Raw genomic sequence first — 26012 nt, 5'->3', positions numbered from 1 at the left:
ATGCGGAAATACAGTATCAGGAATCAAGCAATTCACCCTATATGCAGATTTTGAATTAAGCATCATACTGTCGAGCATCTATGAGTTCCTGAATTATGCCCTTTGGCACAGAAAGCACCTCAATATAGGGGCTATTCTGAAAATAATTCTCGCTAAAATATGCGAACATAAAAACCGTATAGCTGGATTTTCTCTTTATTCACCTAAAATACTCGTAAATGTAAGTAAATCTTTGGAACTTAGTTCCATTGAGAATTACACTTAATGAGTTTTGTTGTTATGAATTTTATTGTTGACCTCAAAAATAAAGGAACCATCAATGTTTAAACGTATTTTTGTGTCGCTTATGACTGCATGTGCTATCAGTGCAGTGGCTGTTCCCGCATTGGCTGCCGAAACTCACGTGAAGCTGATGACATCAGCCGGAGAAATCGAACTGGAGTTGGATAGCGGTAAAGCACCTATTTCCACCAAAAATTTCGTTAAGTATGTCAATGACGGATTTTATAACAACACCATTTTTCATCGTGTGATTCCCGGTTTCATGATTCAGGGTGGCGGCTTTACAAAAGATATGAAGCAAAAAACCACCAGAGACCCGATCAAAAATGAAGCAGATAATGGCCTGCGTAATCTGCGTGGTACGATCGCCATGGCACGTACCGCAGATAAAGACAGTGCGACCAGCCAGTTTTTCATTAATGTGACTGATAATGCTTTCCTTGACCACGGCCAGCGTGATTTTGGTTATGCCGTCTTTGGTAAGGTGGTAAAAGGGATGGATGTGGTTGATAAAATTTCTCAGGTCAAAACAGAAAATGTGGGGCCTTACCAAAATGTCCCTGCGAAACCTATAGTGATCTTGTCAGCCAAAGTTGAACCTTAATCGTCTGTTCGGGTATTTAATTAGTTATTTAGATAGTTGTACGGTATTCAGGTGATCATGATGGGTTATTTGAGTACCGTCTGTAGTTCCCCATCCCATTTCTCCGCTTTCAATCGGCCTTATGCCATGATGTCTACGTCGGTGTCAGTGCCCCTATTTTAAAAATCCGTCTGTGGTATGATGACTCCCCCGTTGCCGTTGATACTGCTTTACCTGATTTTACCGTAATACAGAATGCATAATACCCCAATGGGGTAGGGCAACTTATAAAACTATAAAATCAGTAGGATATACTCCTATGTTATTAATAATAGATAACTACGATTCTTTTACATTCAATTTATATCAATATTTTAGTGAGTTAGGGACAGAAGTTTTAGTTAAGCGTAATGATGAGTTACAGCTTGAAGATATTGAAAGATTATCACCGACACATTTGGTGATTTCTCCTGGGCCTTGTACACCCAATGAAGCCGGGATCTCTTTGGAAGTGATTTCGCACTTTGCCGGGAAACTGCCTATTTTGGGGGTGTGTTTGGGGCATCAGGCGATAGGTCAGGCTTTTGGTGCCAGCGTTGTCAAAGCCCGTGAAGTGATGCATGGAAAAACCTGCCTGCTTCATCATAGTCAACAAGGCGTGTTTAAAGGGTTGGATCATCCACTCACTGTCACCCGCTATCATTCTCTGGTTATTGCCGCCGAAACGCTTCCTGCGTCATTTGAAGTGACGGCATGGAGCCAGCGTAATGGGGACGTGGATGAAATCATGGGAATTCGTCATCGTACTTTGCCACTGGAAGGGGTGCAGTTTCACCCAGAAAGTATTCTCAGTGAGCAGGGGCATGAGTTGTTGAATAATTTTCTTAAATATTAATCAGGTAGCATCGGTCATCCCCTCACGTGTTTTTTTATTGGCTCGAATTTGATTTTTTATTCATATTTTGTGACTATTATTTCACTTCTGTAGAGTCAATATAAAAATAAGGTGAGGGGAATGGTAGAAAACACAGCAATTAGCCGGAATACCTATGATCAGGTGATGTTGCCGATTTATGCGCCCGCGAATTGTATTCCTGTCAGAGGGAAGGGTAGCCGGGTATGGGATCAGCGGGGCAAAGAATATATCGATTTTGCCGGTGGTATCGCTGTCTTGGCACTAGGGCACTGCCATCCCGCCTTGGTGGAGGTTCTGAAACAGCAAGGTGAAAAATTGTGGCATGTCAGCAATATTTTCACCAATGAACCCACCTTAACGTTAGCGCAAAAATTGATTGATGCGACTTTTGCACAGCGAGTCTTTTTCGCTAACTCAGGAGCGGAAGCCAATGAAGCTGCATTTAAGTTGGCACGTCGTTATGCCATTACCCATCATCATCCCCACAAAACCAAAATTCTTGCTTTTCATCATGCGTTTCACGGACGCACATTTTTCACCGTTTCGGTTGGCGGGCAGCCGCAATATGCCGAAGGATTCGGGCCAAAACCCGCCGATATTGTTCATGTGCCTTTTAATGATCTGGATGCGGTCAGGGCGGCAATAGATGATGACACGTGCGCTGTAGTTTTGGAGCCGATTCAAGGAGAAGGCGGTGTTACGCCGGCAACGGTAGCGTTTCTTCATGGCGTGCGTGAATTATGCAATCAACATCAGGCGTTGTTAGTGCTTGATGAAGTTCAGAGCGGGATGGGGCGGACAGGCAAATTATATGCCTACCAGCATTATGGGGTGCAGCCGGATATTCTGACGACGGCAAAAGCATTGGGAGGCGGCTTCCCGATTAGCGCGATGTTAACGACAGATTCCATTGCGATGGCGATGGAAACAGGTGCACATGGGACAACTTATGGTGGCAATCCGCTGGCTTGTGCTATCGGTTGTGCTGCCCTGGATATCATCAACACGCCGGAAGTCTTGGAGGGGGTGGAGAAACGCCACGATATGATCCTGCATGCACTGGAAAAGATGAATCAAAAATATGGCATCTTCTGTGAATTTCGTGGAAAAGGGTTGCTTATTGGGGCTGAATTGAAAGTGGAATATCACGGTAAGGTCAGGGAAATATTGCAGCAAGTGGTGGATCAGGGGTTGATGCTATTGAGTGCAGGAGACAGTATCTTACGTTTTACGCCATCATTGATTATCCCTGAAGATGAAATAGCAGAAGGGATGGCGCGGTTGGATAGGGCGATCTCACGATGGTTGAATAAATAAAATAACAAAAAAGCCAGTGCGAATATAAATACATTGCACTGGCTGAATTTCAGGTTTGTCAGGAACTAGCGTGTTCCATAAACGACAATGGTTTTACCATGCGCAGAGATCAGGTTTTGATCTTCCAGCATTTTAAGAATGCGGCCAACTGTTTCACGGGAGCAACCCACAATTTGCCCGATTTCCTGACGGGTAATTTTGATTTGCATACCATCAGGGTGAGTCATTGCATCGGGCTGTTTAGCCAGATTAAGCAGCGTTTGGGCGATACGGCCTGTAACGTCCAAAAAGGCCAGGTTACCTACTTTTTCGGAAGTTGTTTGTAGGCGACTTGCCATCTGAGCAGATAAACGCATCAGAATGTCAGGATTAACCTGAATTAACTGGCGAAATTTCTTATAGGAAATTTCTGCCACTTCACAGGCGCTTTTAGCTCGCACCCATGCAGTACGCTCTTGCCCCTCTTCAAATAATCCAAGTTCACCAATGAAATCTCCCTGATTTAAATAAGAGAGGATCATTTCTTTACCTTCTTCATCTTTTATTAGAACAGCAACCGAACCTTTAACAATGTAGTAAAGCGTTTCTGCTTTCTCACCTTGATGAATAAGCGTGCTCTTGGATGGATATTTGTGAATATGGCAGTGTGACAAAAACCATTCAAGAGTAGGGTCTGTTTGTGGCTTGCCGAGAACCATTCGCTTTATCCTCTGTTGTTATTTCTGCCTTTGTGATGTGAGAAACAGAGAGTTTCTCTTCAGGCTGGCATTATAAAGTCAATAGCTTAACATATTAATCTGTTGAAAAACTGACAAGCGGGAATTTTGTATGGATTATAAGGATGCCAAAGTGATGGCGTATTAACCCATATACCTTGCCAGTCTCGCTTGTAACCGTGTTTGTAACACAGGAAAACGTTTCTGTCTTCTCCTGTATCGCTTCAGCTTGTTAAACGGGTTGCCAGATTATCAAAAGTCTGCTTAAAAGAGCGATTTTATTGACGTTGTATTTATAAAAAAGAAAAAACGACCTAATTTATTTCAATAAAACAGACAACATTATTTTTTGTTGCCTGCTTATTAAAAATAAAATGTGGCCTAAGTTATGCGATTTTCTGGCCTTCCAGCAATTGCTTAACGAGTGGTGCCATAATTAATTCCATCGCTAATCCCATTTTTCCGCCCGGAACGACGATGGTATTTATGCTGGAAATAAATGATCCCTGAAGCATTGCCAGTAAATAAGGAAAATCAATTTGAGTTAGGCCACGGAAGCGAATCACGATAAAACTCTCATCCAACGAGGGAATCGCTTTGGCAGAGAAAGGGTTAGAGGTATCAACAGTGGGAACGCGCTGGAAATTAATGTGGGTACGAGAAAACTGAGGTGTGATATAGCGGATATAATCATCCATTGAACGGACAACGGAATCCATGACGGCTTCTCTGGAATGCCCGCGTTCGCTGGTATCCCGAATGAGTTTTTGTATCCATTCCAGGTTCACGATCGGCACGACACCAATCAGCAGGTCAACATGGCTGGCGACATTGTGTTGTGGAGTGACAACCCCGCCATGCAGCCCTTCATAAAACAAAATGTCTGTATCTGATGGCAGTGATTCCCACGGCGTGAAAGTGCCGGGCAATTGGTTATAGGGCACAGCTTCATCGTAGGTGTGGAGGTATTTTCGGCAGCGCCCGCTGCCTGTCTCTCCATAATCAAAGAATGTCTTTTCCAGCATACTGAAATCATTGGCTTCCGGTCCAAAATAGCTGATATGCCTGCCCTGTTCTCTCGCTTTGCGGATCTCGGCATCCATTTCAGGACGCGTATAACGATGGAAACTATCCCCTTCCAGGGCGGCGGCGGTTGCTCCAAGTTGCTGGAAAATCTTGCGAAAAGCCACACTGGTGGTGGTTGTTCCTGCGCCACTGGAACCAGTAATTGCAATGACAGGGTGTTTGGCAGACATGAACAGACTCCTTATCAAGAAAAATTGGGGTTATCTTTATTTTAATTGATTGATTAGAGTGAACAAAATAGGCCCGTCTTTATGGACGGAACATCTCTTTAGGCATGATATTGACGGTTTCGTGTAACTCAGACCATACCAGCAGAACATCACCCCGTTCAAGCTGACGTTTGATATCTTGCACTTTTTGTTCGAGGGTTTTTTCTTGTTCACCGTAATCGGTGCCTTCCCGCAAGACAAAACTTTCTATCAGGTTGAGTAGTGTCTCGGTTTCCAGTTGTTGCCAGGGGATCATCATTGTGGTTGTTCCTGATAATGCGCTCATGGTTGTGAGGATGCTATTTTTGCAGAAGATGAGTATAAATAAGGTGTTTTAAAGGACAAAATTTCTTACTCATAATGAATTGATTTCATGGTTAGCCGGCTTGTGTGTGGAATAACATACTGCTATTTTCCTCGAAAGGAAATGTTGACCATTTGGGTGAGGAGAATCGACCCATGACCGTAAGCCTGATATTTTCGCTCAGTACATTTATGTTTATTTCCGCTGTTACGCCAGGCCCGAACAATATGTTGTTAACATCATCGGGTGCCAATTTTGGTATTCGTCGCTCCATTCCACTTTGTCTGGGTATTGTTTTGGGGATGCAGACAATTTTGCTGCTGTCTGCTTTTGGTATTGCTGCGCTACTGCTGATTTATCCCGCCATGCATATCGGTTTGAAAGTGCTCGGTAGCCTGTATTTACTCTGGTTGGCCTGGAAAACGGCGACTTCGCATTATAAGCGATTGGATATCACTACATCCTCAGTGCCACCCATCAAAATTCACCAAGGGTGGCTGTTGCAGTTCCTGAACCCCAAAACATGGCTAATGGGATTGGGGGCGGTGGGTAGCTACAGTCTGGCAGGAGAGCAATATAACCACTCCATTTTAACCATTGGCGTAGTCATGCTGGTTTCCAGTATTATTGCCGGTGCAATCTGGCTTATTCTCGGTTCATTGATTGGCCGCCTACTAAGAAGCCGGCATTCATGGTTTATATTCAATATTGGCATGGGCGTTCTGACTGCGGCTTGCGTGCCTCTCATCTGGATGGATTGATGAGTCCGGCTCAGGTCAATATTTTCGCCATATATAACCCTTAAGAGCGGTAATGATTATCGCTCTTTCGAAATGGCTAGCCGGATAAATCCTTGGTGCTCTGCCAACAATGCCTTGGCCTCTTTAGCATTGACACCCGATAAAATCATCACAATGGCGGTCTTGCAGTGACCATTACAGGCATTCAAGGCTTGTTCTGCCGTCTCCCTGTTGCACTCAGTGGCTGCCATGACAATATTTTTCTGACGTTCAACCAATTTGGCATTGGTGGCTTCCACATCTACCATCAGGTTGCTGTATACCTTGCCAATGCGGATCATGGCACCGGTTGTGATCATATTCAGTACGAGTTTTTGTGCCGTTCCTGCTTTCATCCGGGAAGAACCGGTCACAATTTCCGCTCCCACGACTGGCGTGATAGCGATATTGGCCAATTGCACCATGGGGCTGTCTGGATTACAACTGATGCAGGCGACGGTAGCACCGACCGATTTTGCATACTCCATTGCGCCTAATACATAAGGTGTCCGGCCACTGGCCGCGATCCCCACCAGCACATCGCTTTGATTAAAGTCTAACCCTTTAAGATCATCCCTGCCCAGTTCCCGGTTATCTTCCGCATTTTCGACCGCTTTTAGTATGGCCTGATGCCCCCCGGCAATTAAACCGATCACTTGTTCTGGTTTTGTGCCATAAGTCGGCGGGCATTCACTGGCATCCAAAATCCCTAAGCGCCCGGATGTTCCCGCCCCGCTATAAATTAAGCGCCCACCCTGACGAAATGCCTCGGCGACTTTATCAACCACACGGGCAATTTGAGGCAGCGTGTTTTCAACTGCAATAGCGACTTTTTTATCTTCATTGTTGATAACGTGCAGTATATCGAGTGTCGATAGTTGATCGATATGGGTACTGGCGGGGTTGCGGCTTTCTGTCACCATTTTGTTCAGGTCAATTTTCATCATTTCAATAATTATTTTTTAATCTTCATCGATGGATAATTATCACAAAAAAGCACAGAAAATAACAAGATTACTTTTTGTTATCAGGCGATAACAATTTTTCATTACGCACGACGATAGAATTTTTCCTAATGTATGTTAAGTCGTTAGAAATATTATTTTTTTTAAGTTTATCTGACGTCTAATACTTAAATGTTGGTCAGTGGCTCATATTCTATGGGGTATTTATATATGGACTCGTACATTGGTAATAAGTTCATTCGTTCTTTGTTTTTTACTTATTCTTTATCTTTACTCTTTACGCCCACGGGTGTTTGGGCAGAGAGTGAAAATAGAATAGAACATAAGGATATCGGTAGTAGTAAAGAAATAAGTAGTAGTAAAGAAATAAGTAGCAGTAAAGAAAGAGTTGGCAGTAAGGGTGATGATAAAATAGGGATGATCACCCAAAATATCCAGAGGGTTGGCGGCTTACTGTCATCCTCGCCATCGCAACTTACCGAACAGGCCAAATCTTATGCTTTGGGTAAATTAAATGGCACAGTTTCCAGCGAGGCACAAAAATGGTTGTCTCAGTTTGGTACAGCAAAAATTAATTTTTCCCTTGATAAAAAAGGCAAACTGGATAACAGCTCATTAGATTTTTTGCTTCCTCTCTATGATAACAAAGAAGACTGGTTGTTTTTCTCCCAAGTTGGTTATCGCAATAAAGACAGCAGAAATACCGTAAACTTCGGTGTGGGGGGGCGTTATTTCACACCCAGTTGGATGTATGGTCTAAATACTTTTTACGATTATGACACATCAGGTAAAAATAAACGCTTCGGTATAGGGGGAGAGGCTTGGACAGATTATGTCAAACTCTCCGCCAATACTTATTTTCGTATAAGTGATTGGCATCAGTCTATCGAAGATAAAGGCTATGAAGAGCGTCCTGCCAATGGTTTTGATCTCAATGGTGAGTTTTTCCTGCCAATGTATCCGAATCTTGGTGGCAAATTGGGTTACGAGCAATACATTGGTGATAACGTTTCCCTGTTCAGTCGCGATGTCAGGCAGGAAAACCCCAAACTTGCCCGATTTGGGTTGACTTACACACCTATCCCGTTGGTGACAATGGGAGTGGATTACAAGTATGGCAGTGGCGGCCAAAGCGAAACCTTGTTCCAGGCTAACCTGAACTATAGATTTGGTGTGCCATTAGGGGTTCAACTTTCGACCGATAGCGTTGCTAATATGCGTACATTGGCAGGAAGTCGTTACGATTTGGTCGAAAGGAATAACAATATTGTGCTGGATTATAGGGAAAAAGCAATATTGAGAGTGATTTTGCCTGAAACCATCATCGGCTATGGTACTGAGAAAAAAACGGTAACAGCAGAAATTACATCGGATAAGCCTATCAAACGGATAATATGGTTCGCCGATGGTGCATTCATCCAGAATGGAGGCATTATTCCTGAAAATGGTAAAACAATTACAATGACCTTGCCAAAATATGTCCCCGGCCAGGCAAACAACTACGTGATTTCTGCGGTTGCGGAGGACGAAACAGGCAAGCAATCCGGAAAAGAGGATATACACGTCACGGTTGAAAATATATCGCTCCAGACAAGCGTGACGCCTAACCACTCTGTACCTGCTGATAGTCAGACCCCCGTCATATTGACCGCCACTTTCTCCGGAAAAGATAACCTTCCACTCGATGAAAAATTTTTTGATGGTTTTAAGTGGAGCTATGAATTACCTGAAAATGTCATAACGGGGACTGACGGGGCATACTATGTTATGGATTCTACATATAGCCAGTCCGATATTGAGTGGGATCAACCTGTGATAACCAATAATAATGAGGTGAAATTCACTGCGAGGCTAAGGTCAGCATTTGTAATGCAAGATCCCAAGGTGTATTTAGAAATTCCGGGAAACCCTACGGGAGAAACCAAGGTATTGGTAAATAAACCAGGGGAAATCACTTTTGGTCAGGCAGAATACCATATTAAGCAACATGAAGTTTCACCAAAAGGTCCCATTGCTATTATGAACCCAAACAATCCAAACAATGCTTATACTTTTAAGGTGTTGATATTGGATCAGTATGGTGCTCCTGTCCAACCTACCGACTTGGATAATAATGTCATGAGTATTCAGTGGGTTACGGAACCGAGTACTCATGTGGTACTCAATGGCCAAAATAAACCGGACAAACAAGGGCAGTTCTTTGCCACCGTACACAGTACTCACGCACAAACTGTTAAGGTAGGGATTAGGATCGTGAATGGTGTTGATGGGTATAATGTAGCTACGTATGATCCACCTATCTATTTTGAGTCTGTTGTTTTTACCGACGAGAAGCAAACATTGCACGTTAGTCAATTTGACTTTGATTCGTCAACCACCGCATTAGAGGCGGATGGTAGAACATATACCGTTACTGCGACAGTTGTCGATAGTGATGGTAAGCCCTATGTAAATCAAGCCGTAAAACCTGTATGGAATATAGTGGCAGTTCCTGCTGCTCCGGGTGCGGTAATAGCTCCTGTGAGTACGATGACGGATCAGACTGGGCAATTACAGGCAACGTTTAGGAGTACTGAAAAGATTGATAATGCCAGAATAGCACTCACCCTTAATGATGAGGCAGAAATTATATCTCAGCCTTTTAACTTTATTACAGTGAGTCCTGCTGATGCAGAATTTAAAGGTAAGATGGAAATACTACCTGAAGAACTATTACCAGCGGATGGCGTGAGTGAATATACCTATAAAGTATTAATAGTGGATGCCAAAACTGGTAATCCAATTATAAATCAATCACTTGAAGATGTTAGCTGGACAGTGTCTACGGGTAGCGTTCTGCCGTACGAATTAGTCTTTACCAATAAGCAGAACCGCACTGACGATAAAGGTTATTTAACGGCATCTTTGGTGAGTGAAGCGTCTATTCCTAATATAGCTGTGGTGCAGGTAGACTTTAAGGTTAATGGCAAACAACTTACTGCGAAAGCGGACAGAGCGGTGGGTTTTTCTCTGCCAAAAGAACCAAAGCCTACATCTATACGGAATATAGCTATTATTAATCAAAACTCAACTCCTCATCTATATGGAAGGCCGTATACTATAAGTAATAATGTTAGATTTGTGTTTAATAGTCCGGATCAATTAAAATATTTTTCATCTTTTGATAACTTAAAAGTTAAAAAATATAATATTCCTACAGGCTCTTCTATTGAGGAAGTCACTGAAGGAGGATATAAATTTTTAAGATTTCCTCCGCACAAATTCAAACCTGAACCAGTGACCGTCACCGCTGAAGTTTATGATCAGGGAACACAAGCAACGTATTTTTATACCTATACATTCAACCCCAAGAGATATGTTTTTGTACCAATAGACGCAGGAAAGGAGGGGTATTTTAATGGGCTTGATCCATATGGGAACGGTATAGATGAAGATCATCGTATGAGCTGTGAGAAACTTGATCCAAAATATTCTTGGAATATTGGAAATCTCAAAACGGTAACTAACGAGATACTGGGTGTGTATAATACGAGGCCAGAAGCAGGTACCACTATTCTGGATGATTACTTGACATTGGTTGCTGAACTGTTTCCGCTAGCACCAACTCATCCAATAGATTTTGGTGATGGGACTGTGGTAACGGTACAGAATGTTTTAAGAATACGGGCAGTGGCGATGGCGGATCCCAAAACCTTTTACTACTATAATTCTGATACTGGCGATTTAAACCAGTATCAAGACATATATAGGTTGTTCTGTGTACATCCAAAATCCATAATGTAAATCAGTGGATTATGCTTTGAGACAGGCCCATTAACTGGGCCTGTTTTTTTGATCTTAATAACATCGCTGATCATAAAATAAATTTTTTTTCTGAATAGATTGAATAATATGCTCAAGAAAAAATTAAGATGATAATGTTTTGAGTGAATTGTTGAAAATAACATAAGGGTGTTTATTTCCAGAATGGCGATATTGCTTATTATGTTAAGCCGAATTTCTGATTGTATAATCTGGCATTTTAAAAATCATGTACTTAATGAATAACTATCTTGCGCCTAATGCGTTTTAGTGGCCTTTCTTGATTTTTTATGTAAATAATTATAAAAATCATGTAGTTATGCTGATTAACAAAAATAGACAGACTTCTTCTGCAAACAATTATATCAATACAGAATATTCTGATATAAAAAAGATCAAAGATTTGAAATAAGAGTAGATATATTTTATCAGTAACAACATACGATAAAACTGCTAACCCCATAAAAATTTATTGATATCACATGGGTGAGATATTTTTACTCGTTTTATGATGGTTGGTATCATTATTGTTGTATTTAATATAATACTTTAAGTTAAAGGTGGTTATTATAAACACGTAATGAGAGTAAATATCAAAACGACCATAAAAGTGAAGCGACAGGCAGCAATTTATAATATAATGGAAATAAATTATCTGCTGTTTGTTTCATTATACGAGTAAGCCAGATATATATTCTTTTCTTTACATTTGGTAATTAAATTATTCGCACAATAGTTTCGTAGTATGATATTTTAACTTTAATGGTTTTTGGTATTTAATTAAGTGGGTTGCCAATAAATAAAAGTTATCAGCCGATAACTTAAAGTTCATTATTTGGTTTCTGATGGTAACCCTAATTGTATGACATATAAAATAGTCATAAATTGATTCATTTGTATGATGTATGCCCAATCCAGTTCAAATTACAGCAATGCTATGATTTGAATAATAAAAGGGTATGTTGGTCAGTATGGATAACGAGAGATTATCTTGTTCTGCATTACCAAGATGTGTACTTATAATTAGTTACTATGGAAATGGTTAATTGATGTAACTAAAGCGTAATAATAAATCTTTTGCGAATTGCACCCTTATTAACTAACATTTCATTAGTTAACATTTTGACCGGTTGACCTGATAAAACCTTTGGCAAAACACGAAGTTAAAATTCTATCACCATGAATCTGTAATGTTTTGTAGTTATTTAACAATCATTGGGCGAAAGAACATGGATATACGCAATCTTGAAGCTTTTATCGTTTTGGCTGAGACTCTTAATTATCATAAGGCTTCAGAGAGGCTTTATCTTTCTCAGCCTGCCTTGACGAAGAAAATACACGGGTTGGAAGATATTCTTGGTGCTTCACTATTTACAAGGGGGCCAAATGGAACAAGATTGACTGATTTTGGCCAGAAGACACTGGAAAATGCTAGAAAATTTTTAACTCACTATGAACACTTCAAAAGCCAGGTTCATTTTGATTCAAAAGAAGATATGGTCAGGCACTTATATATCGGTTCCTGCTTTCCTATCCATAATTATTCTCAGATAGAAAAGCAGATTACGGAAAAAAAGGGAAATGTCATACTGGCTTTCGTCACTGGGCTGTCAGTTGAGCAGCAGGTCAGTTTATTGAATGCGGGGATGTTACATGTTGCAGTGATGCCTCTGGCATCTATTGCGCCGTTAGAACCGAAAAAAGTGTTTACGGAAAGGTTGGTTTATATCTTTAAAAAAAGGAGTAATCTGATATACAAGTTTAAAACAGCGTTAAGTAAGTTCGGCAGTGGGGTTTTTTCGATAAGCTCGTCAGGAAAAAAAGAGGCGATTGAATTAACGGATTGCCTTAGTGTTTTCCCTATTTTTACGGGTGAAAATATGCATTTGTTATTAAAGACAAATGATATTATGTTGATTATTGAAATGATTACAAAAAATAGTGCCTATACCTGTGTGCCTAAGCGGATGATTAGTGCCATTCCTGAGTATTATCTGAATTTGTTGGAGATTGTTGAAACAGACCAAAAAATTGATTTGGGCGTGGTATGGGCAAAATCAATAGGTACTCATCTCATGGATGATGCCGAGAGTTTTTCCACATTGGTTGCTGATGTATAAGCCAGTGAGTAAGGGGTGTTTTTGTAGGATATCCATTTAACCTCCTTAGGGAACGATATTTTCAGGGCCTGAACAAGTCAATAGGTTAAGAGAACAGGAAATAATCGGGCATTGGATGGCAATGCCCGATTATACCTTAGAAATTAGTTATCTCCTTGACTTGCATTAAATACGGCTGTCATTTGCTCAAGCTGTTCCTGAATATCTAACCATTCCATCTCGATACCTTCCAATTTGGATTTTGTCTGTGTTTGCTGATGCAGACATTCGGTTAGCTCATTTTTGCGGTCATTTTCATAGAGGGTGTTATCGGATAGTTTTTCTTCCCAGAGTGACAATTCTGCCCCCAGTTTTTCCATCTGCTTTTCAAGGGACACAAGCTGCTTGCGCAATGGCTGCGTTTGGTTGCGGAATTCCGCTTCACGCCGTTTTTGATCTTTACGCTCTTGAGCACTGTAATTTGGCGTTCCACTCGCTGTCGTTTCGGTATCGGCCCTTTCTTTTTCCTGATCATCCCGCATTTGTTGGCGCTGCAATTCCGTCAGCCATTGCTGGTAATCTTCTAAATCACCTTTGAAAGACTCAACTTCGCCATCATGCACCAGATAAAGTTCGTCTGTTGTGGAGCGCAGTAAGTGCCTGTCATGCGATACAACGACCAGAGCACCTTCGAAATCGATAAGCGCTTCAGTCAATGCCTGTCTCATGTCGAGATCAAGGTGGTTGGTCGGTTCATCGAGCAGAAGGAGGTTGGGGCGCTGCCAGACAATGAGAGCCAATACCAAGCGGGCTTTTTCTCCACCGGAAAAACGTCCGCTGGGGTCAGTCACCTGATCACCTTTAAAGCCAAATCCACCAAGGTAATCGCGCAGTTGTTGTTCCAGTTCTTGTGGCGCTATTCGGGATAAATGCTGCAATGGGGATTCATCTGCCCGCAGATATTCTAACTGGTGCTGGGCGAAGTACCCCAGTTTGATGCCCTTTGATAAGGCAATTTCTCCTTGCTGTGGTGCAAGTTCTCCTGCCAGCAGTTTGATCAATGTGGATTTACCCGCCCCATTGCGACCCAATAGGCCGATACGTGAACCCGGTACAAGGTTTAATTTAATCGAATTCAGTATGTTTTTGTCGCCATATCCGGCACTGACTTTTTCCATGATCAAAAGCGGATTTGGCAGGCTGTCCGGTTGGCGGAAACTGAAATGGAAGGGATTATCGACATGAGCCGGGGCGATAAGCTCCATGCGTTCCAGCATCTTGATGCGGCTTTGTGCTTGCTTTGCTTTGGAGGCTTTGGCGCGAAAGCGGTCAATATAGCTCTTCAAATGTGCCACTTTTTCTTGCTGGCTTTGGTGCAGGGCCTGTTGCTGGGCAAGTTTGGCGACACGTTGTCGTTCGAAAGAGGTGTAGTTACCGGTATATTCGTATAAATCCTGCTGCTCAATGTGCAGAACCTTATCAATGATCGGATCGAGGAAATCCCGATCGTGGGAAATCAAGATCAAGGTTCCGGTGTAATTTTTCAGCCATTTCTCTAGCCAGATGACCGCATCCAAATCAAGGTGGTTGGTCGGTTCATCGAGCAGTAGCAAATCAGAACGACAAATCAGTGCCTGTGCCAGATTGAGGCGCATACGCCAGCCACCAGAAAATGAACGTACCGGCAGTTCCAACTGTGTCTGGGAGAATCCCAGGCCATGCAGCAGGCTGGAAGCCCTGGCCCGGATGGTCCATGCCTGAATCGTATCCAGTAAGCCATGAAGATGGGCGATGGCGTTGCCATCGTTCTGTTCGTTGGCGATGTTGAGCTTCTGCTCTAGCTGCCGGAACTCACGGTCACCATCGATCACATATTCCAGAGCCGACGTCTCTAATGCGGGGGTTTCCTGATTTACCCAAGCCAGCGCCCAGTTATTGGGTAAGGTGACAGAACCATTCTCTGCCTGAAGTTCATCTTTCAGTAGTGCGAGTAGGGTAGATTTACCACAGCCATTCTTGCCAACTAATCCTACTTTTTGGCCGGGATTGATGGTTGCATTAGCATTGTCCAGCAGGACACGAATGCCACGGCGGATTTGCAGTGAAGAGAAAACAATCATAGATGTTGTCTACATATAATGTGTTAAGTTAATAATTAGGTTATATATCCTTCATCTTTCAATTTGCTGTTGTATGAGCTGCAATTCGAAATCTATCGGGTATATGTATTCAGTTTGATAGCTTGGCGTGCATGGTAGCGGAAAATAGGTGCCCTGACACGTCTTAGGGGGATTGATGCTATCACCTAATGTATTGCCGCCGAAAGTGCTGCTGTTATATACCCATCCCGAACCGCTGAATTCCGTCGCCAATAAGGTGTTGCTGGGATCTGTGCACGAGTTGCAACATGTTACGATCCACGATCTCTATGGTTGTTATCCCGATTTTTTTATCGATGTGGCTCGGGAACAGCAATTGCTGCGTGAACACAAAGTGATTGTATTTCAACACCCCTTGTATACTTATAGTTGCCCTGCTTTATTAAAAGAATGGATGGATCGTGTATTGAGCCGCGATTTTGTCAGCGGGGAAGAATACGCGTTGAGCGGAAAATACTGGCGTTCTGTCATCACGACAGGCGAACCGGAAAGCGCTTATCAGAGAGGGGGATATAATCTTTATCCGTTGGAAGAAATTCTCCGACCTTTTGAATTGACAGCATCAATGTGCCATATGCATTGGTTAACACCCATGATTATTTATTGGGCCAGACGCTTGCGGCCCGAAGTGCTCATGGATCATGCAAGTGCTTATCGGGAGTGGCTGAAAGCGCCATTGTCTTTGGGAGGGCTGTGATTATGGAGACTTCAGCGCTGTTAAGCGCCGGAACCCTGTTTTTATTTGCGGTTGTTGTGGCTGTTCCCCTGGCCCAAAAATTCAAAATTGGGGCTGTATTAGGTTATCTCATTGCGGGGATCGTACTGGGTCCGTGGGGGCTGGGATTTATCAAGGACGTCGATGAGATCTTGCATTTCTCTGAACTCGGCATTGTTTTTCTGATGTTTATTATCGGCCTTGAATTGAATCCGGCAAAACTTTGGCAACTCAGGCGATCTATCTTTGGAGCGGGTACGGCACAGGTGACATTGACTGCGCTGTTGTTGACCTCCTTTCTTTGTCTGACGGATTTTTCATGGCAGGCTGCGGTGATGGGGGGCATCGGCCTTGCGATGTCATCCACGGCGATGGCACTGCAATTGATGCGGGAAAAGGGAATGACGAAGAATGAGGGTGGGCAGCTCGGTTTTTCCATCCTGCTGTTTCAGGATATGGCGGTGATACCCGCATTGGCAATGATCCCGTTACTGGCTGGAGGGTCTGGCTCCAATGACTGGTATCGCATTGGCCTGAAAATGGCTGCTTTTGCGGGTATGTTGTTGGGAGGACGATATTTGCTGCGCCCCTTGTTTCGACTGGTGGTGAAATCAGGTGTCAAGGAGGTATTTACAGCCGCTTCATTGCTGATTGTATTGGGGGCGGCGATTTTCATGGAGACATTGGGGTTTTCAATGGCGCTGGGGACTTTCATTGCCGGTGTTTTGTTGGCAGACAGTGAATATCGCCATGAACTGGAGATCTCCATTGAACCTTTCAAGGGATTGTTGCTAGGGTTATTTTTTATTTCTGTCGGTATGTCCCTGGATATGGGCATTTTACTGACCCATGTGTTTGATGTCTTGCTAAGTGTCATGGGATTGGTGCTGATAAAGGGTTTCACACTTTATGTTATCGGCAGAATATCCGGTTTAAGAAAATCATCGTGCGTACAGTTTTCTGGCGTATTAAGTCAGGGAGGCGAGTTTGCATTTGTCTTATTTTCTGCCGCGCTTGGGCAGGGCGTGCTGGATCAGAACCAGATGTCACTCCTGTTAGTTGTCGTGACATTGTCAATGATGACAACGCCTTTGTTGATGCAGTTGATTGAAAGCATGTTAGCGCGTCGATATAACGAACAGGATGAACCTAGTGAACAGTCATTTGTGGAAGATAATAATCCACAAGTGATTTTGGTCGGTTTTGGTCGCTTTGGCCAAGTAGTCGGGCGCTTGTTGATGGCGAATAAAATTCGCATAACGGTATTGGAACGCGATATGGGTGCGATCAGTACCATGCGCCGTTATGGTTATAAGGTGTATTATGGTGATGCGGGTGAATTGGAACTGTTGCGTTCAGCAGGTGCAGCTAAAGCCAAGGCGATTGTGATTACCAGTGATGAACCCGAAAATACGATGGCGATCGTCCGTCTGTGCCAGAAACATTTTCCTCACCTGAATATTCTTGCGCGTGCAAGGGGGCGTCTGGAAGCCCATGAATTATTGCAAAGTGGTGTGAAAGATTTTAATCGGGAAACGTTTTCCAGCGCATTGGAACTGGGACGAAAGGTTCTGATTAGACTAGGTATGCACCCACATCAAGCGCATCGCGCACAGCAGCATTTTCGGCGATTGGATATGCGTATGTTACGTGAGTTGATGCCTCACCTGCATGGGGATGTGGCGCAAATCTCCCGTATGAAAGAAGCTCGCAGGGAATTGGAAGAACTGTTTGAACGGGAAATGGTGAATGAACGTCGCCAGCCGGAAGGGTGGGATAAGTATGAATAATGTTGTTGGGAATCGTATTGGGAAGCGTGTCGGGGGAATTATGTCAGTCAGTCGTAAGCGTTTCATTGCGGGGGCGGTATGCCCAAAATGCCAGTCACAGGATACGTTGGCCATGTGGCAGGAGAATAAGGTTGATATCGTGGAATGTATCCATTGTGGTCATATGCAGAGGCAAACCGATGAGACTGTGACTTCCCATGTCAGGGAACAGGAACAGGTTATTGGCATTTTTACACCAGAATGAATAAATGCACGAGCAATAAAATCGTGGATAAATTTGCCGTCGCTAGGTACAGAGACGTAGAATTCCGCTACAATCGTCAGCATTTTTGAGCTGTAAGAACTTTCCCTCACGGGTTTTTCCCCTCGGGTATGTAGGAGTAGTCATGAAAGTAGCAAAAGACTTGGTGGTCAGCCTGGCTTATCAAGTAAGAACAGAAGATGGTGTTTTAGTTGATGAGTCCCCGGTGAGCGCACCGTTAGACTATCTGCATGGCCGTGGTGCGCTGATCAGCGGATTGGAGAAAGCACTGGAAGGTCGCGAAGCGGGTGAACGCTTTGATGTTAACGTAGAATCGGGTGATGCGTACGGTGAGTACGATGAAAATCTGGTTCAACGTGCACCAAAAGAGGTGTTTGTTGGTGTTGAGGATGTTCAGGTTGGCATGCGTTTTCTGGCGGATACGGATCAGGGACCTATCCCTGTTGAGATCACCGCAGTGGAAGGTGATGAAGTTGTCGTTGATGCTAACCACATGCTGGCGGGGCAAAACCTGAAGTTCAATGTTGAAATTGTAGCGATTCGTGAAGCGACCGAAGAAGAATTGTCTCACGGTCATGTGCATGGTCAGGGTGGCTGCGGTGAGCACGATCACCAGCATGATCACGGCGAGCACGAATGTTGTGGTGGTAGCTGCCACTAATGTTGGCTTGGTTATAAAGAAGCAGAAAAAAGGAAGCGCGTTTGAGGCTTCCTTTTTTTATGCTCCAGCCTTCCCTGGCAGGTACTGTCCCGAATAAAGGTAACCCGATGAATCGCGTCAGTAATGTGGGGGAGGGGTTTCTTCCGAAAGTGGCGCAATGATCGAGGTCTGATGGGTCTTCAGACGTTCGGTCATCAACCGGAGCTGTTCTTTCAACCGATCAGTTTCTATCTGTTGCTTTATGACCTCTTGATTCAACGCTTCAATGGTGGCTTCCTGATAGGCCAGTTTCGTTTCCAGTTGTTCAAATCTGTGTTCAATTTCGGATAATTCCATTATCTTTCCTCCTGTTTTTGAACAATTAATGACATGATGGGGCGATCATTGGGTTGAAGTTGACACTATAATACTCGAAGCGCCCAGTGAAATAGGATTTCACGAAATTTCTTTACCTTAAAATTTTTTCACTTCAATGTTGCCTTAATGGTTTTAGGTTCTAAGGCATAGCAAATATTGTCATTGGTTTCCGTGGGCAGTTATAGTAGGTGTGATATGTAATTGTACTGACGGTGAACCCACCCAAATTTATTGGAGAATAGGATGAAATCATTGTTTAAAACATCTTTGCTGGCAACGACTCTGGCGGTGGCATTTAGTGTACCTCAGGCTCTGGCGGCTAATACAGAAGCCAAAAGCGAAGTCAAACTGAATAGTACGTTTAAAACGGCAGAGCAGCAAAATTCTTATGCTCTAGGGGCTTCTCTGGGTAGCTATATGGCAAACTCATTGAAAGAGCAGAAAACGCTCGGCATCAATATAGAAAAAACACAGTTGTTGGCGGGTGTTGAAGATGCTTTAAATAATAAGAGCAAGCTGTCTGATGAAGAAATTCAGGAAACCCTAATTTCTTTTGAGTCGAAAGTGAAAGAAGCCGCACGCGCTAAGGCAGAAAAAGAGTCCGGTGAGAACGGTGAGAAAGGGGATAAGTACCGTAAAGAGTTCGCCAAGCAAGCTGGCGTAGTGCAAACCAAAACCGGGCTTCTTTACAAGATTGAAAAAGAAGGCGCAGGAAAGGCACCTAAAGAAAGCGATAAAGTGGTTGTCAACTACAAGGGTGCGTTGATTGATGGTCAGGTTTTTGATAGCTCATATGAGCGCAAAGAGCCTCTGACAATTAATCTGGATAGCGTCATTCCGGGTTGGAAAGAAGGCTTGCAGTATGTGAAGAAAGGCGGAAAAATCAAATTGGTTGTCCCACCTAATTTGGCTTATGGACAGGCAAGTTTACCTAAAATTCCAGCTAACTCTACTTTAGTCTTTGATGTCGAAGTATTGGATATTAAGCCTGCAGCCAAGGCAAAATAATTCCTATAATAATTAAGCGATAACACTGGCAGGAGCTTCATGGCTCCTGTTTTATCGCGTATATCTTCTGCCGTTCGATTTACGGCTGATATTTACCTCTATTTGATGAGTAATAAGCATAAATTAAGCCTGAATAAAGAAATATTAACTTGTCTGCTTATTATTTCCTGAGGATTTAAATAAAATAATTTTTTCATATTCAGGCAATTCAGGCATAAAGCTGTGATAAGTCTCTAAAGGATGTTCAGCAAGAGCTTGACGTCAATTCAATGTAGTTTTAACGTCATTATTCCGAATAGAATATTTTAAATGTTTTCTGCTTGGGGCCTGTTTCATTCGGCTATTTTATTCGCCATTTTGAATTTGGGCTGTGCTCGAAATTTTTACGTACTTCGTGTAGGCTTTGGTCTCTGTGTATACCCAAAATAATTCGAGTTGCATCGCGGCGGCAAGGGAGCGAATCCCCAGGAGCATAGATCACTATGTGACTGGGGTGAGTGAGCGTAGCCAACAAAGAGGCAACTTGAAGTATGACGGGTATAGTCCGTATTCAAACTGTCTGCAACATAGGTCACTACTGAGATACGCTTGAGTTGCAGTAATGTGATTTTATAATAAATCTCGCCTTGATATTTTCGGTGAGGCAAAGTCTGAGCTTGAAGGATGGTGTATTACATGTCTACCCCGCTATTAACTGGTGATAACATATCTAGTGATAACAGTGATATTGATTTACTGGAAAACCAACCGTTTAGTAAAACGGATTATGAAATTTTAAATTCTTACGAAGCTGCTGTTGATGGCCTGGCTATGTTGATTGGTGGGCATTGTGAAATAGTTCTTCATTCACTGGAAGATCTAAAATGTTCAGCGGTCAGAATAGCCAATGGGGAACATACCGGCCGCAAAATCGGCTCCCCGATTACAGATTTGGCGTTGCGGATGCTGCATGATATTACGGATGAAGACAGCAGTGTTTCCAGGGCGTATTTCACGCGGGCAAAAAGTGGTTCTTTGATGAAATCTATCACAATTGCCATTCGCAACCGGCAGCGTAGGGTTATTGGTCTTTTGTGCATCAATATGAACCTTGATGTACCTTTCTCCGAAATTATCCAAACTTTTATCCCAGAGAAAACCCATGAAGTGGCTTCAAACGTCAACTTTGCCTCTTCTGTGGATGACTTGGTTGCACAGACTCTGGAATTTACTATTGAAGAAGTGAATGCGGATCGCAATGTTTCCAATAATGCGAAAAACAGACAGGTAGTGCTGAATCTGTATGAGAAAGGTATTTTTGATATTAAAGATGCCATTAATCAAGTTGCTGACCGTTTGAATATCTCCAAGCATACGGTATACCTCTATATTCGCCAGTTTAAAAATGGTGAATGCGCGGGTTCGGAGAAGTAATGTCGTCACTGTCTTATTGCCTGCTGGTCACAGGGCCGGCTTACGGTACTCAGCAAGCCAGCAGTGCCTATCAATTTGCTCAGGCATTGATCGCTTCTGGGCATAAACTCCATAGCGTGTTTTTTTATCGCGAAGGTGTCCAAAATGGTAATCAATTGACAGCTCCCGCCAGCGATGAATTTGATTTGGTCAGGGCATGGCAGGCATTGGCAGTCCGGCATCAGTTCAACCTGTTTATTTGTGTTGCGGCGGCCTTACGGCGTGGTGTTGCAGACGAACAGCAAGCCAGTGAATTGAACCTTCCTGCTGCGAATCTGGCAGATGGGTTTGAACTGAGTGGCTTGGGTTCGCTGGCAGAAGCCATGATGTTGTGCGATCGTGTCATGCAATTTTAGCCAGGGGCGTAGGTATTGATGAAAAGTAGGTATTGATGAAAAAGATAGCCTTTGTTTTTACTGAAGCCCCTCATGGTTCGTCCGCTGGCAGAGAAGGGCTGGATGCGCTGCTTGCAACATCAGCATTAACTGAACAGATCGGCGTATTTTTTATTTCTGATGGCGTATTTCAGTTACTCGCCCATCAGCAACCCGATAAAATTCTGGCGCGTGACTATATTTCAACATTTAAGGTCTTACCCCTCTATGACATTGATAAATGTTATATCTGCCTTGATGATCTAATGATTCGGGGGGGCAGCCCAGCAAACAGCTTTGTGCTGGAGGCTGAATTTCTCTGTGCAGCAGCAATACGGGAAGTGCTGGCAGACTATGATGTTGTGTTGAAATTTTAATCTATTTTAGGCAGGTAACATGTTATATACTGTCAGTCGCTCACCTTACCATGATGATCTCAATGCAATGCTTGGCCTTGTATCTGATGCAGACGATGTTCTGTTAATGCAAAATGGGGTATTGCTGGGTATCAATGATAATCGTTATTTGGCTGAGTTACTCCGCAGCGGGGCTGGCATTTATGCCTTAAAGGAAGACCTGGGCGCCCGGGGGTTGCTTGAACAGATTTCAGACTGTGTCATGGTGATTGATTACAGCGGCTTTGTTAGCTTAACGGTAAAACATCAGCAAAATTTTGCATGGTAGAGACGAATTGCGCTTTTTAGCCATTTTTTACCTGATTTACCCGCATAGAAAAACTGTATATTTCTTGACACCTCGTCAAGTCAGCAATAAAATTCCGCGTCCTCTCGTTTTGTCATTATGACTGAGAGAGGATAAAATCCGTGTTTACGAAGCAAAAAACCAGGAGCTTTTTTAATAATGGCAACTATTAACCAGCTGGTTCGCAAATCTCGTAGCTCGAAGGTTGTGAAAAGCAACGTTCCTGCTCTGGAAGCTTGCCCGCAAAAACGTGGCGTATGTACTCGTGTATATACTACCACTCCTAAAAAACCAAACTCCGCACTGCGTAAAGTATGCCGTGTGCGTTTGACTAACGGTTACGAAGTTTCTTCCTACATCGGTGGTGAAGGCCACAACTTGCAGGAACACTCCGTTATTCTGATCCGTGGCGGTCGTGTTAAAGACTTGCCAGGTGTGCGTTACCACACTGTTCGCGGAGCACTGGACTGTGCCGGTGTTAAAGACCGTAAACAAGGCCGTTCTAAGTACGGTGTGAAGAAGCCAAAGGCTTAATGGTTCTCCGTTAAGTAAGGCCAAACATTTTTCACTTTAATGTCAAAATAAACTCGTAGAGTTTTGGACAACCCTGAAATTCGAAACGGAGTATTTCCATGCCACGTCGTCGTGTAATTGGTCAACGTAAAATTCTGCCAGATCCAAAGTTCGGATCTGAACTGCTGGCCAAATTCGTTAATATCCTGATGGTAGACGGTAAAAAGTCTGTCGCAGAAGCAATTGTATATGGTGCGCTTGAGACCCTGGCTCAGCGTTCTAGTAAAAATCATCTGGAAGCATTCGAGCTGGCACTGGATAACGTGCGCCCGACTGTGGAAGTTAAGTCCCGCCGTGTAGGTGGTTCTACTTATCAGGTTCCAGTTGAAGTTCGTCCGGTTCGTCGTAATGCTCTGGCAATGCGTTGGATCGTTGATGCTGCTCGTAAACGCGGTGATAAGTCGATGGCTCTGCGCCTGGCGAATGAATTATCTGATGCGGCTGAAAACAAAGGCGCTGCTGTGAAGAAACGTGAAGACGTTCACCGTATGGCAGAAGCTAACAAGGCGTTCGCACACTACCGTTGGTAATCCATTTTTTGGTAATCCATCGGCAGTGAATATGTTCTGGGTAGCTGCTTGGCTACCCGTTCTCTAAATTGAACGCCCACGAGAGAGGAAAAAATGGCTCGTAAAACCCCTATAACTCGTTACCGTAATATCGGTATCAGTGCGCACATTGACGCGGGTAAAACCACAACCACTGAACGTATTTTGTTCTACACTGGTGTAAGCCATAAGATCGGTGAAGTTCATGATGGCGCTGCCACTATGGACTGGATGGAGCAGGAGCAAGAACGTGGTATTACCATCACGTCTGCTGCGACGACTGCATTCTGGTCTGGTATGGCTAAACAGTATGAACCACACCGCGTCAACATCATCGACACTCCAGGCCACGTTGACTTCACTATCGAAGTAGAACGTTCCATGCGTGTTCTTGATGGTGCCGTAATGGTTTACTGTGCAGTTGGTGGTGTTCAGCCTCAGTCTGAGACTGTATGGCGTCAGGCTAACAAATACAACGTACCACGTATCGCGTTCGTTAACAAAATGGACCGTATGGGTGCTAACTTCCTGCGTGTGGTTGAGCAGATCAAAACTCGTCTGGCTGCTAACCCTGTTCCTTTGCAATTGGCAATCGGTGCAGAAGATACTTTCACCGGTGTTGTTGATTTGCTGAAAATGAAAGCAATCAACTGGAACGACGAAGATCAGGGTATTACCTTCGAATACGAAGATATCCCGGCTGACATGCTTGAGCAGGCTCAGGAATGGCATCAGAATCTGGTTGAATCCGCAGCAGAAGCATCAGAAGACCTGATGGACAAATATCTGGGCGGTGAAGAGCTGACTGAAGAAGAAATCAAGGCAGCTCTGCGTAAGCGTGTTCTGGCTGGCGAAATTATTCTGGTTACCTGTGGTTCTGCGTTTAAGAACAAAGGTGTTCAGGCAATGCTGGATGCAGTTATCGAATATCTGCCAGCACCAACTGATGTTGAATCCATCAAAGGTATGCTGCCAGACGGTAAAGACACCCCGGCAGAACGTCATTCCAGCGACGACGAGCCATTCTCTGCACTGGCGTTCAAAATCGCGACTGACCCATTCGTGGGTAACCTGACGTTCTTCCGTGTTTACTCCGGTATTGTTAACTCCGGTGATACCGTACTGAACCCAGTAAAAGACAAAAAAGAACGTTTCGGCCGTATCGTACAGATGCACGCCAACAAACGTGAAGAAATTAAAGAAGTCCGCGCGGGCGATATCGCCGCTGCGATCGGCCTGAAAGATGTCACTACAGGTGACACTCTCTGTGACGTGGCGTCTCCAATCATTCTGGAGCGCATGGAATTCCCAGAGCCAGTTATCTCTGTTGCTATCGAACCAAAAACTAAAGCTGACCAAGAAAAAATGGGTATCGCTTTAGGCCGTCTGGCACAAGAAGACCCATCATTCCGTGTAAGCAGTGATGAAGAGACTGGTCAGACTATCATTGCAGGTATGGGTGAGCTGCACCTTGACGTGCTGGTTGACCGTATGCGTCGTGAATTCAATGTTGAAGCGAACGTAGGTAAACCTCAGGTTGCTTACCGTGAAACTATCCGTGCCTCTGTTGAGCAGGAAGGTAAACACGCTAAACAGTCCGGTGGTCGCGGTCAGTACGGTCACGTTTGGTTACGTATCGAGCCTATGGAAGCAGGTGGCGCAGGTTACGAATTCGCAAACGAAATCGTTGGTGGTGTTGTTCCTAAAGAATACATCCCAGGCGTTGACAAAGGCGTTAGGGAACAGCTGAAGAGCGGTGTTCTGGCTGGTTATCCAATCGTTGACGTTAAAGTTGCCCTGTTCGATGGTTCTTACCATGACGTTGACTCTTCAGAAATCGCCTTTAAAATTGCTGCATCCATGGCATTTAAAGAAGGCTTCATGAAAGCGAAACCAGTTCTGCTGGAACCTATCATGAAAGTTGAGGTGGAAACACCAGAAGACTACATGGGTGACGTCATCGGTGACTTGAACCGTCGCCGTGGTATGATCGATGGTATGGATGATATCGCTACGGGTAAAACTATTCGTGCTCAAGTACCATTATCTGAAATGTTTGGTTATGCTACTGACCTGCGTTCTCAGACCCAAGGTCGTGCTTCTTACTCCATGGAGTTCTTGAAGTACAACGAAGCGCCTAGCAACGTCGCTCAGGCTATTATTGAAGCTCGTAAAGCTAGATAAGTTTTCGAGTTTACTATCTTTTTAGCTCCCTCATCTCTGTGTCGGGGGAGCAGTATTAAGGAATAGAGTCGTGTCTAAAGAAAAGTTTGAACGTTCAAAACCGCACGTTAACGTTGGTACTATCGGCCACGTTGACCACGGTAAAACTACCCTGACTGCTGCAATCACCA

Annotated in this window: 25 protein-coding genes; 19 read left to right on the top strand and 6 right to left on the bottom strand. The window is 43.7% G+C overall.

The genetic code is table 11. The features are described 5' to 3' along the window. Positions 1 to 319: 319 nt before the first annotated feature. The 3 genes from ppiA to Xbed_RS11620 all read left to right on the top strand — a co-directional run bounded on the left by ppiA (position 320) and on the right by Xbed_RS11620 (position 3098). Positions 320 to 886: a peptidylprolyl isomerase A gene (ppiA, locus tag Xbed_RS11630; RefSeq protein WP_086113088.1), complete on the top strand. Its 567-nt coding sequence runs from the start codon at positions 320 to 322 to the stop codon at positions 884 to 886. Between the two features lie 298 nt (positions 887 to 1184). Beyond that, entirely contained in the window at positions 1185 to 1760 is a 576-nt protein-coding gene (locus Xbed_RS11625) for an aminodeoxychorismate synthase component II (RefSeq protein ID WP_086113087.1), read from the top strand. Positions 1761 to 1880: 120 nt separating this feature from the next. Then, on the top strand, positions 1881 to 3098 hold the full coding sequence (locus tag Xbed_RS11620) for an aspartate aminotransferase family protein (RefSeq protein ID WP_086113086.1): 1218 nt from the start codon (positions 1881 to 1883) through the stop codon (positions 3096 to 3098). 65 nt (positions 3099 to 3163) lie between these two features. Here Xbed_RS11620 and crp read toward each other — a convergent pair whose 3' ends face one another. The 3 genes from crp to Xbed_RS11605 form a co-directional block, all read right to left on the bottom strand. Further along, positions 3164 to 3796: a cAMP-activated global transcriptional regulator CRP gene (crp, locus tag Xbed_RS11615; protein WP_004240730.1), complete on the bottom strand. Its 633-nt coding sequence runs from the start codon at positions 3794 to 3796 to the stop codon at positions 3164 to 3166. 404 nt (positions 3797 to 4200) lie between these two features. Further along, entirely contained in the window at positions 4201 to 5070 is an 870-nt protein-coding gene (locus Xbed_RS11610; RefSeq protein ID WP_086113085.1) for a phosphoribulokinase, read from the bottom strand. 79 nt (positions 5071 to 5149) lie between these two features. Continuing rightward, on the bottom strand, positions 5150 to 5368 hold the full coding sequence (locus Xbed_RS11605; protein WP_086113084.1) for a YheU family protein: 219 nt from the start codon (positions 5366 to 5368) through the stop codon (positions 5150 to 5152). A 200-nt stretch (positions 5369 to 5568) separates the two neighbouring features. Here Xbed_RS11605 and Xbed_RS11600 point away from each other — a divergent pair, with 200 nt between their 5' ends. Continuing rightward, a complete protein-coding gene (locus Xbed_RS11600; protein WP_086113083.1) occupies positions 5569 to 6174 on the top strand; it encodes a LysE family translocator in 606 nt (201 codons plus the stop codon). A 56-nt stretch (positions 6175 to 6230) separates the two neighbouring features. Here the strand turns inward: Xbed_RS11600 and murQ are convergent, their stop codons facing one another. After that, the gene (gene murQ, locus Xbed_RS11595; protein ID WP_208612235.1) at positions 6231 to 7136 is read right to left on the bottom strand and encodes an N-acetylmuramic acid 6-phosphate etherase; all 906 of its coding nucleotides are present in this window, start codon (positions 7134 to 7136) and stop codon (positions 6231 to 6233) included. 231 nt (positions 7137 to 7367) lie between these two features. Between murQ and Xbed_RS11590 the strand changes: the two genes are divergently transcribed. Both Xbed_RS11590 and Xbed_RS19985 read left to right on the top strand, forming a co-directional pair. Continuing rightward, a complete protein-coding gene (locus tag Xbed_RS11590) occupies positions 7368 to 10940 on the top strand; it encodes an inverse autotransporter beta domain-containing protein (RefSeq protein WP_167371902.1) in 3573 nt (1190 codons plus the stop codon). Positions 10941 to 12187: 1247 nt separating this feature from the next. Then, on the top strand, positions 12188 to 13078 hold the full coding sequence (locus Xbed_RS19985) for a LysR family transcriptional regulator (protein WP_208612234.1): 891 nt from the start codon (positions 12188 to 12190) through the stop codon (positions 13076 to 13078). Between the two features lie 143 nt (positions 13079 to 13221). Here the strand turns inward: Xbed_RS19985 and Xbed_RS11575 are convergent, their stop codons facing one another. Next, a complete protein-coding gene (locus tag Xbed_RS11575; protein ID WP_086113079.1) occupies positions 13222 to 15177 on the bottom strand; it encodes an ABC transporter ATP-binding protein in 1956 nt (651 codons plus the stop codon). Between the two features lie 175 nt (positions 15178 to 15352). Here Xbed_RS11575 and kefG point away from each other — a divergent pair, with 175 nt between their 5' ends. The 4 genes from kefG to slyD all read left to right on the top strand — a co-directional run bounded on the left by kefG (position 15353) and on the right by slyD (position 18644). Beyond that, positions 15353 to 15913, top strand: coding sequence for a glutathione-regulated potassium-efflux system ancillary protein KefG (gene kefG / locus Xbed_RS11570; protein ID WP_167371900.1), 561 nt, complete (start codon positions 15353 to 15355; stop codon positions 15911 to 15913). A gap of 2 nt (positions 15914 to 15915) precedes the next feature. Further along, complete coding sequence (gene kefB / locus Xbed_RS11565; RefSeq protein WP_086113077.1) at positions 15916 to 17721, top strand: glutathione-regulated potassium-efflux system protein KefB; 1806 nt, start codon at positions 15916 to 15918, stop codon at positions 17719 to 17721. Positions 17722 to 17761: 40 nt separating this feature from the next. Continuing rightward, positions 17762 to 17965 (top strand): YheV family putative zinc ribbon protein, encoded by a 204-nt coding sequence (locus Xbed_RS11560; protein ID WP_086113122.1) that lies wholly within the window; start codon positions 17762 to 17764, stop codon positions 17963 to 17965. A 142-nt stretch (positions 17966 to 18107) separates the two neighbouring features. Then, positions 18108 to 18644 (top strand): peptidylprolyl isomerase, encoded by a 537-nt coding sequence (gene slyD / locus Xbed_RS11555; RefSeq protein WP_086113076.1) that lies wholly within the window; start codon positions 18108 to 18110, stop codon positions 18642 to 18644. Positions 18645 to 18761: 117 nt separating this feature from the next. On the opposite strand, the gene Xbed_RS11550 is transcribed toward slyD, so the two are convergent. Then, the gene (locus Xbed_RS11550) at positions 18762 to 18980 is read right to left on the bottom strand and encodes a SlyX family protein (protein WP_086113075.1); all 219 of its coding nucleotides are present in this window, start codon (positions 18978 to 18980) and stop codon (positions 18762 to 18764) included. 264 nt (positions 18981 to 19244) lie between these two features. On the opposite strand from Xbed_RS11550, the gene fkpA reads away from it, so the two are divergent. The 9 genes from fkpA to Xbed_RS11505 form a co-directional block, all read left to right on the top strand. Continuing rightward, the gene (gene fkpA / locus Xbed_RS11545; RefSeq protein WP_086113074.1) at positions 19245 to 20009 is read left to right on the top strand and encodes an FKBP-type peptidyl-prolyl cis-trans isomerase; all 765 of its coding nucleotides are present in this window, start codon (positions 19245 to 19247) and stop codon (positions 20007 to 20009) included. 675 nt (positions 20010 to 20684) lie between these two features. Further along, positions 20685 to 21422, top strand: coding sequence for a helix-turn-helix transcriptional regulator (locus Xbed_RS11540; RefSeq protein WP_086113073.1), 738 nt, complete (start codon positions 20685 to 20687; stop codon positions 21420 to 21422). Further along, on the top strand, positions 21422 to 21817 hold the full coding sequence (gene tusD, locus Xbed_RS11535; RefSeq protein ID WP_086113072.1) for a sulfurtransferase complex subunit TusD: 396 nt from the start codon (positions 21422 to 21424) through the stop codon (positions 21815 to 21817). Before Xbed_RS11540 ends, tusD begins: the two co-directional genes overlap by 1 nt. Positions 21818 to 21852: 35 nt before the next feature. Next, complete coding sequence (tusC, locus tag Xbed_RS11530) at positions 21853 to 22212, top strand: sulfurtransferase complex subunit TusC (RefSeq protein WP_086113071.1); 360 nt, start codon at positions 21853 to 21855, stop codon at positions 22210 to 22212. A gap of 19 nt (positions 22213 to 22231) precedes the next feature. Continuing rightward, positions 22232 to 22519 carry a sulfurtransferase complex subunit TusB gene (gene tusB, locus Xbed_RS11525; protein ID WP_086113070.1) on the top strand — a complete coding sequence of 96 codons (288 nt, stop codon included), beginning with the start codon at positions 22232 to 22234 and terminating at the stop codon, positions 22517 to 22519. A gap of 177 nt (positions 22520 to 22696) precedes the next feature. Further along, positions 22697 to 23071 carry a 30S ribosomal protein S12 gene (gene rpsL / locus Xbed_RS11520; RefSeq protein WP_010848548.1) on the top strand — a complete coding sequence of 125 codons (375 nt, stop codon included), beginning with the start codon at positions 22697 to 22699 and terminating at the stop codon, positions 23069 to 23071. Between the two features lie 98 nt (positions 23072 to 23169). Next, a complete protein-coding gene (gene rpsG, locus Xbed_RS11515) occupies positions 23170 to 23640 on the top strand; it encodes a 30S ribosomal protein S7 (RefSeq protein ID WP_086113069.1) in 471 nt (156 codons plus the stop codon). A 93-nt stretch (positions 23641 to 23733) separates the two neighbouring features. After that, positions 23734 to 25842 (top strand): elongation factor G, encoded by a 2109-nt coding sequence (gene fusA, locus Xbed_RS11510; RefSeq protein ID WP_086113068.1) that lies wholly within the window; start codon positions 23734 to 23736, stop codon positions 25840 to 25842. A gap of 70 nt (positions 25843 to 25912) precedes the next feature. Next, positions 25913 to 26012: GTP-binding protein (locus Xbed_RS11505; RefSeq protein WP_234369306.1), on the top strand; the 100-nt coding region annotated here is incomplete at its 3' end.

The organism is Xenorhabdus beddingii, assembly GCF_002127545.1.
Lineage (GTDB): Bacteria > Pseudomonadota > Gammaproteobacteria > Enterobacterales > Enterobacteriaceae > Xenorhabdus > Xenorhabdus beddingii.
The sequence above is the reverse complement of the archived record's forward strand: the minus strand, read 5'-3'. Positions and strand labels throughout refer to the sequence as shown.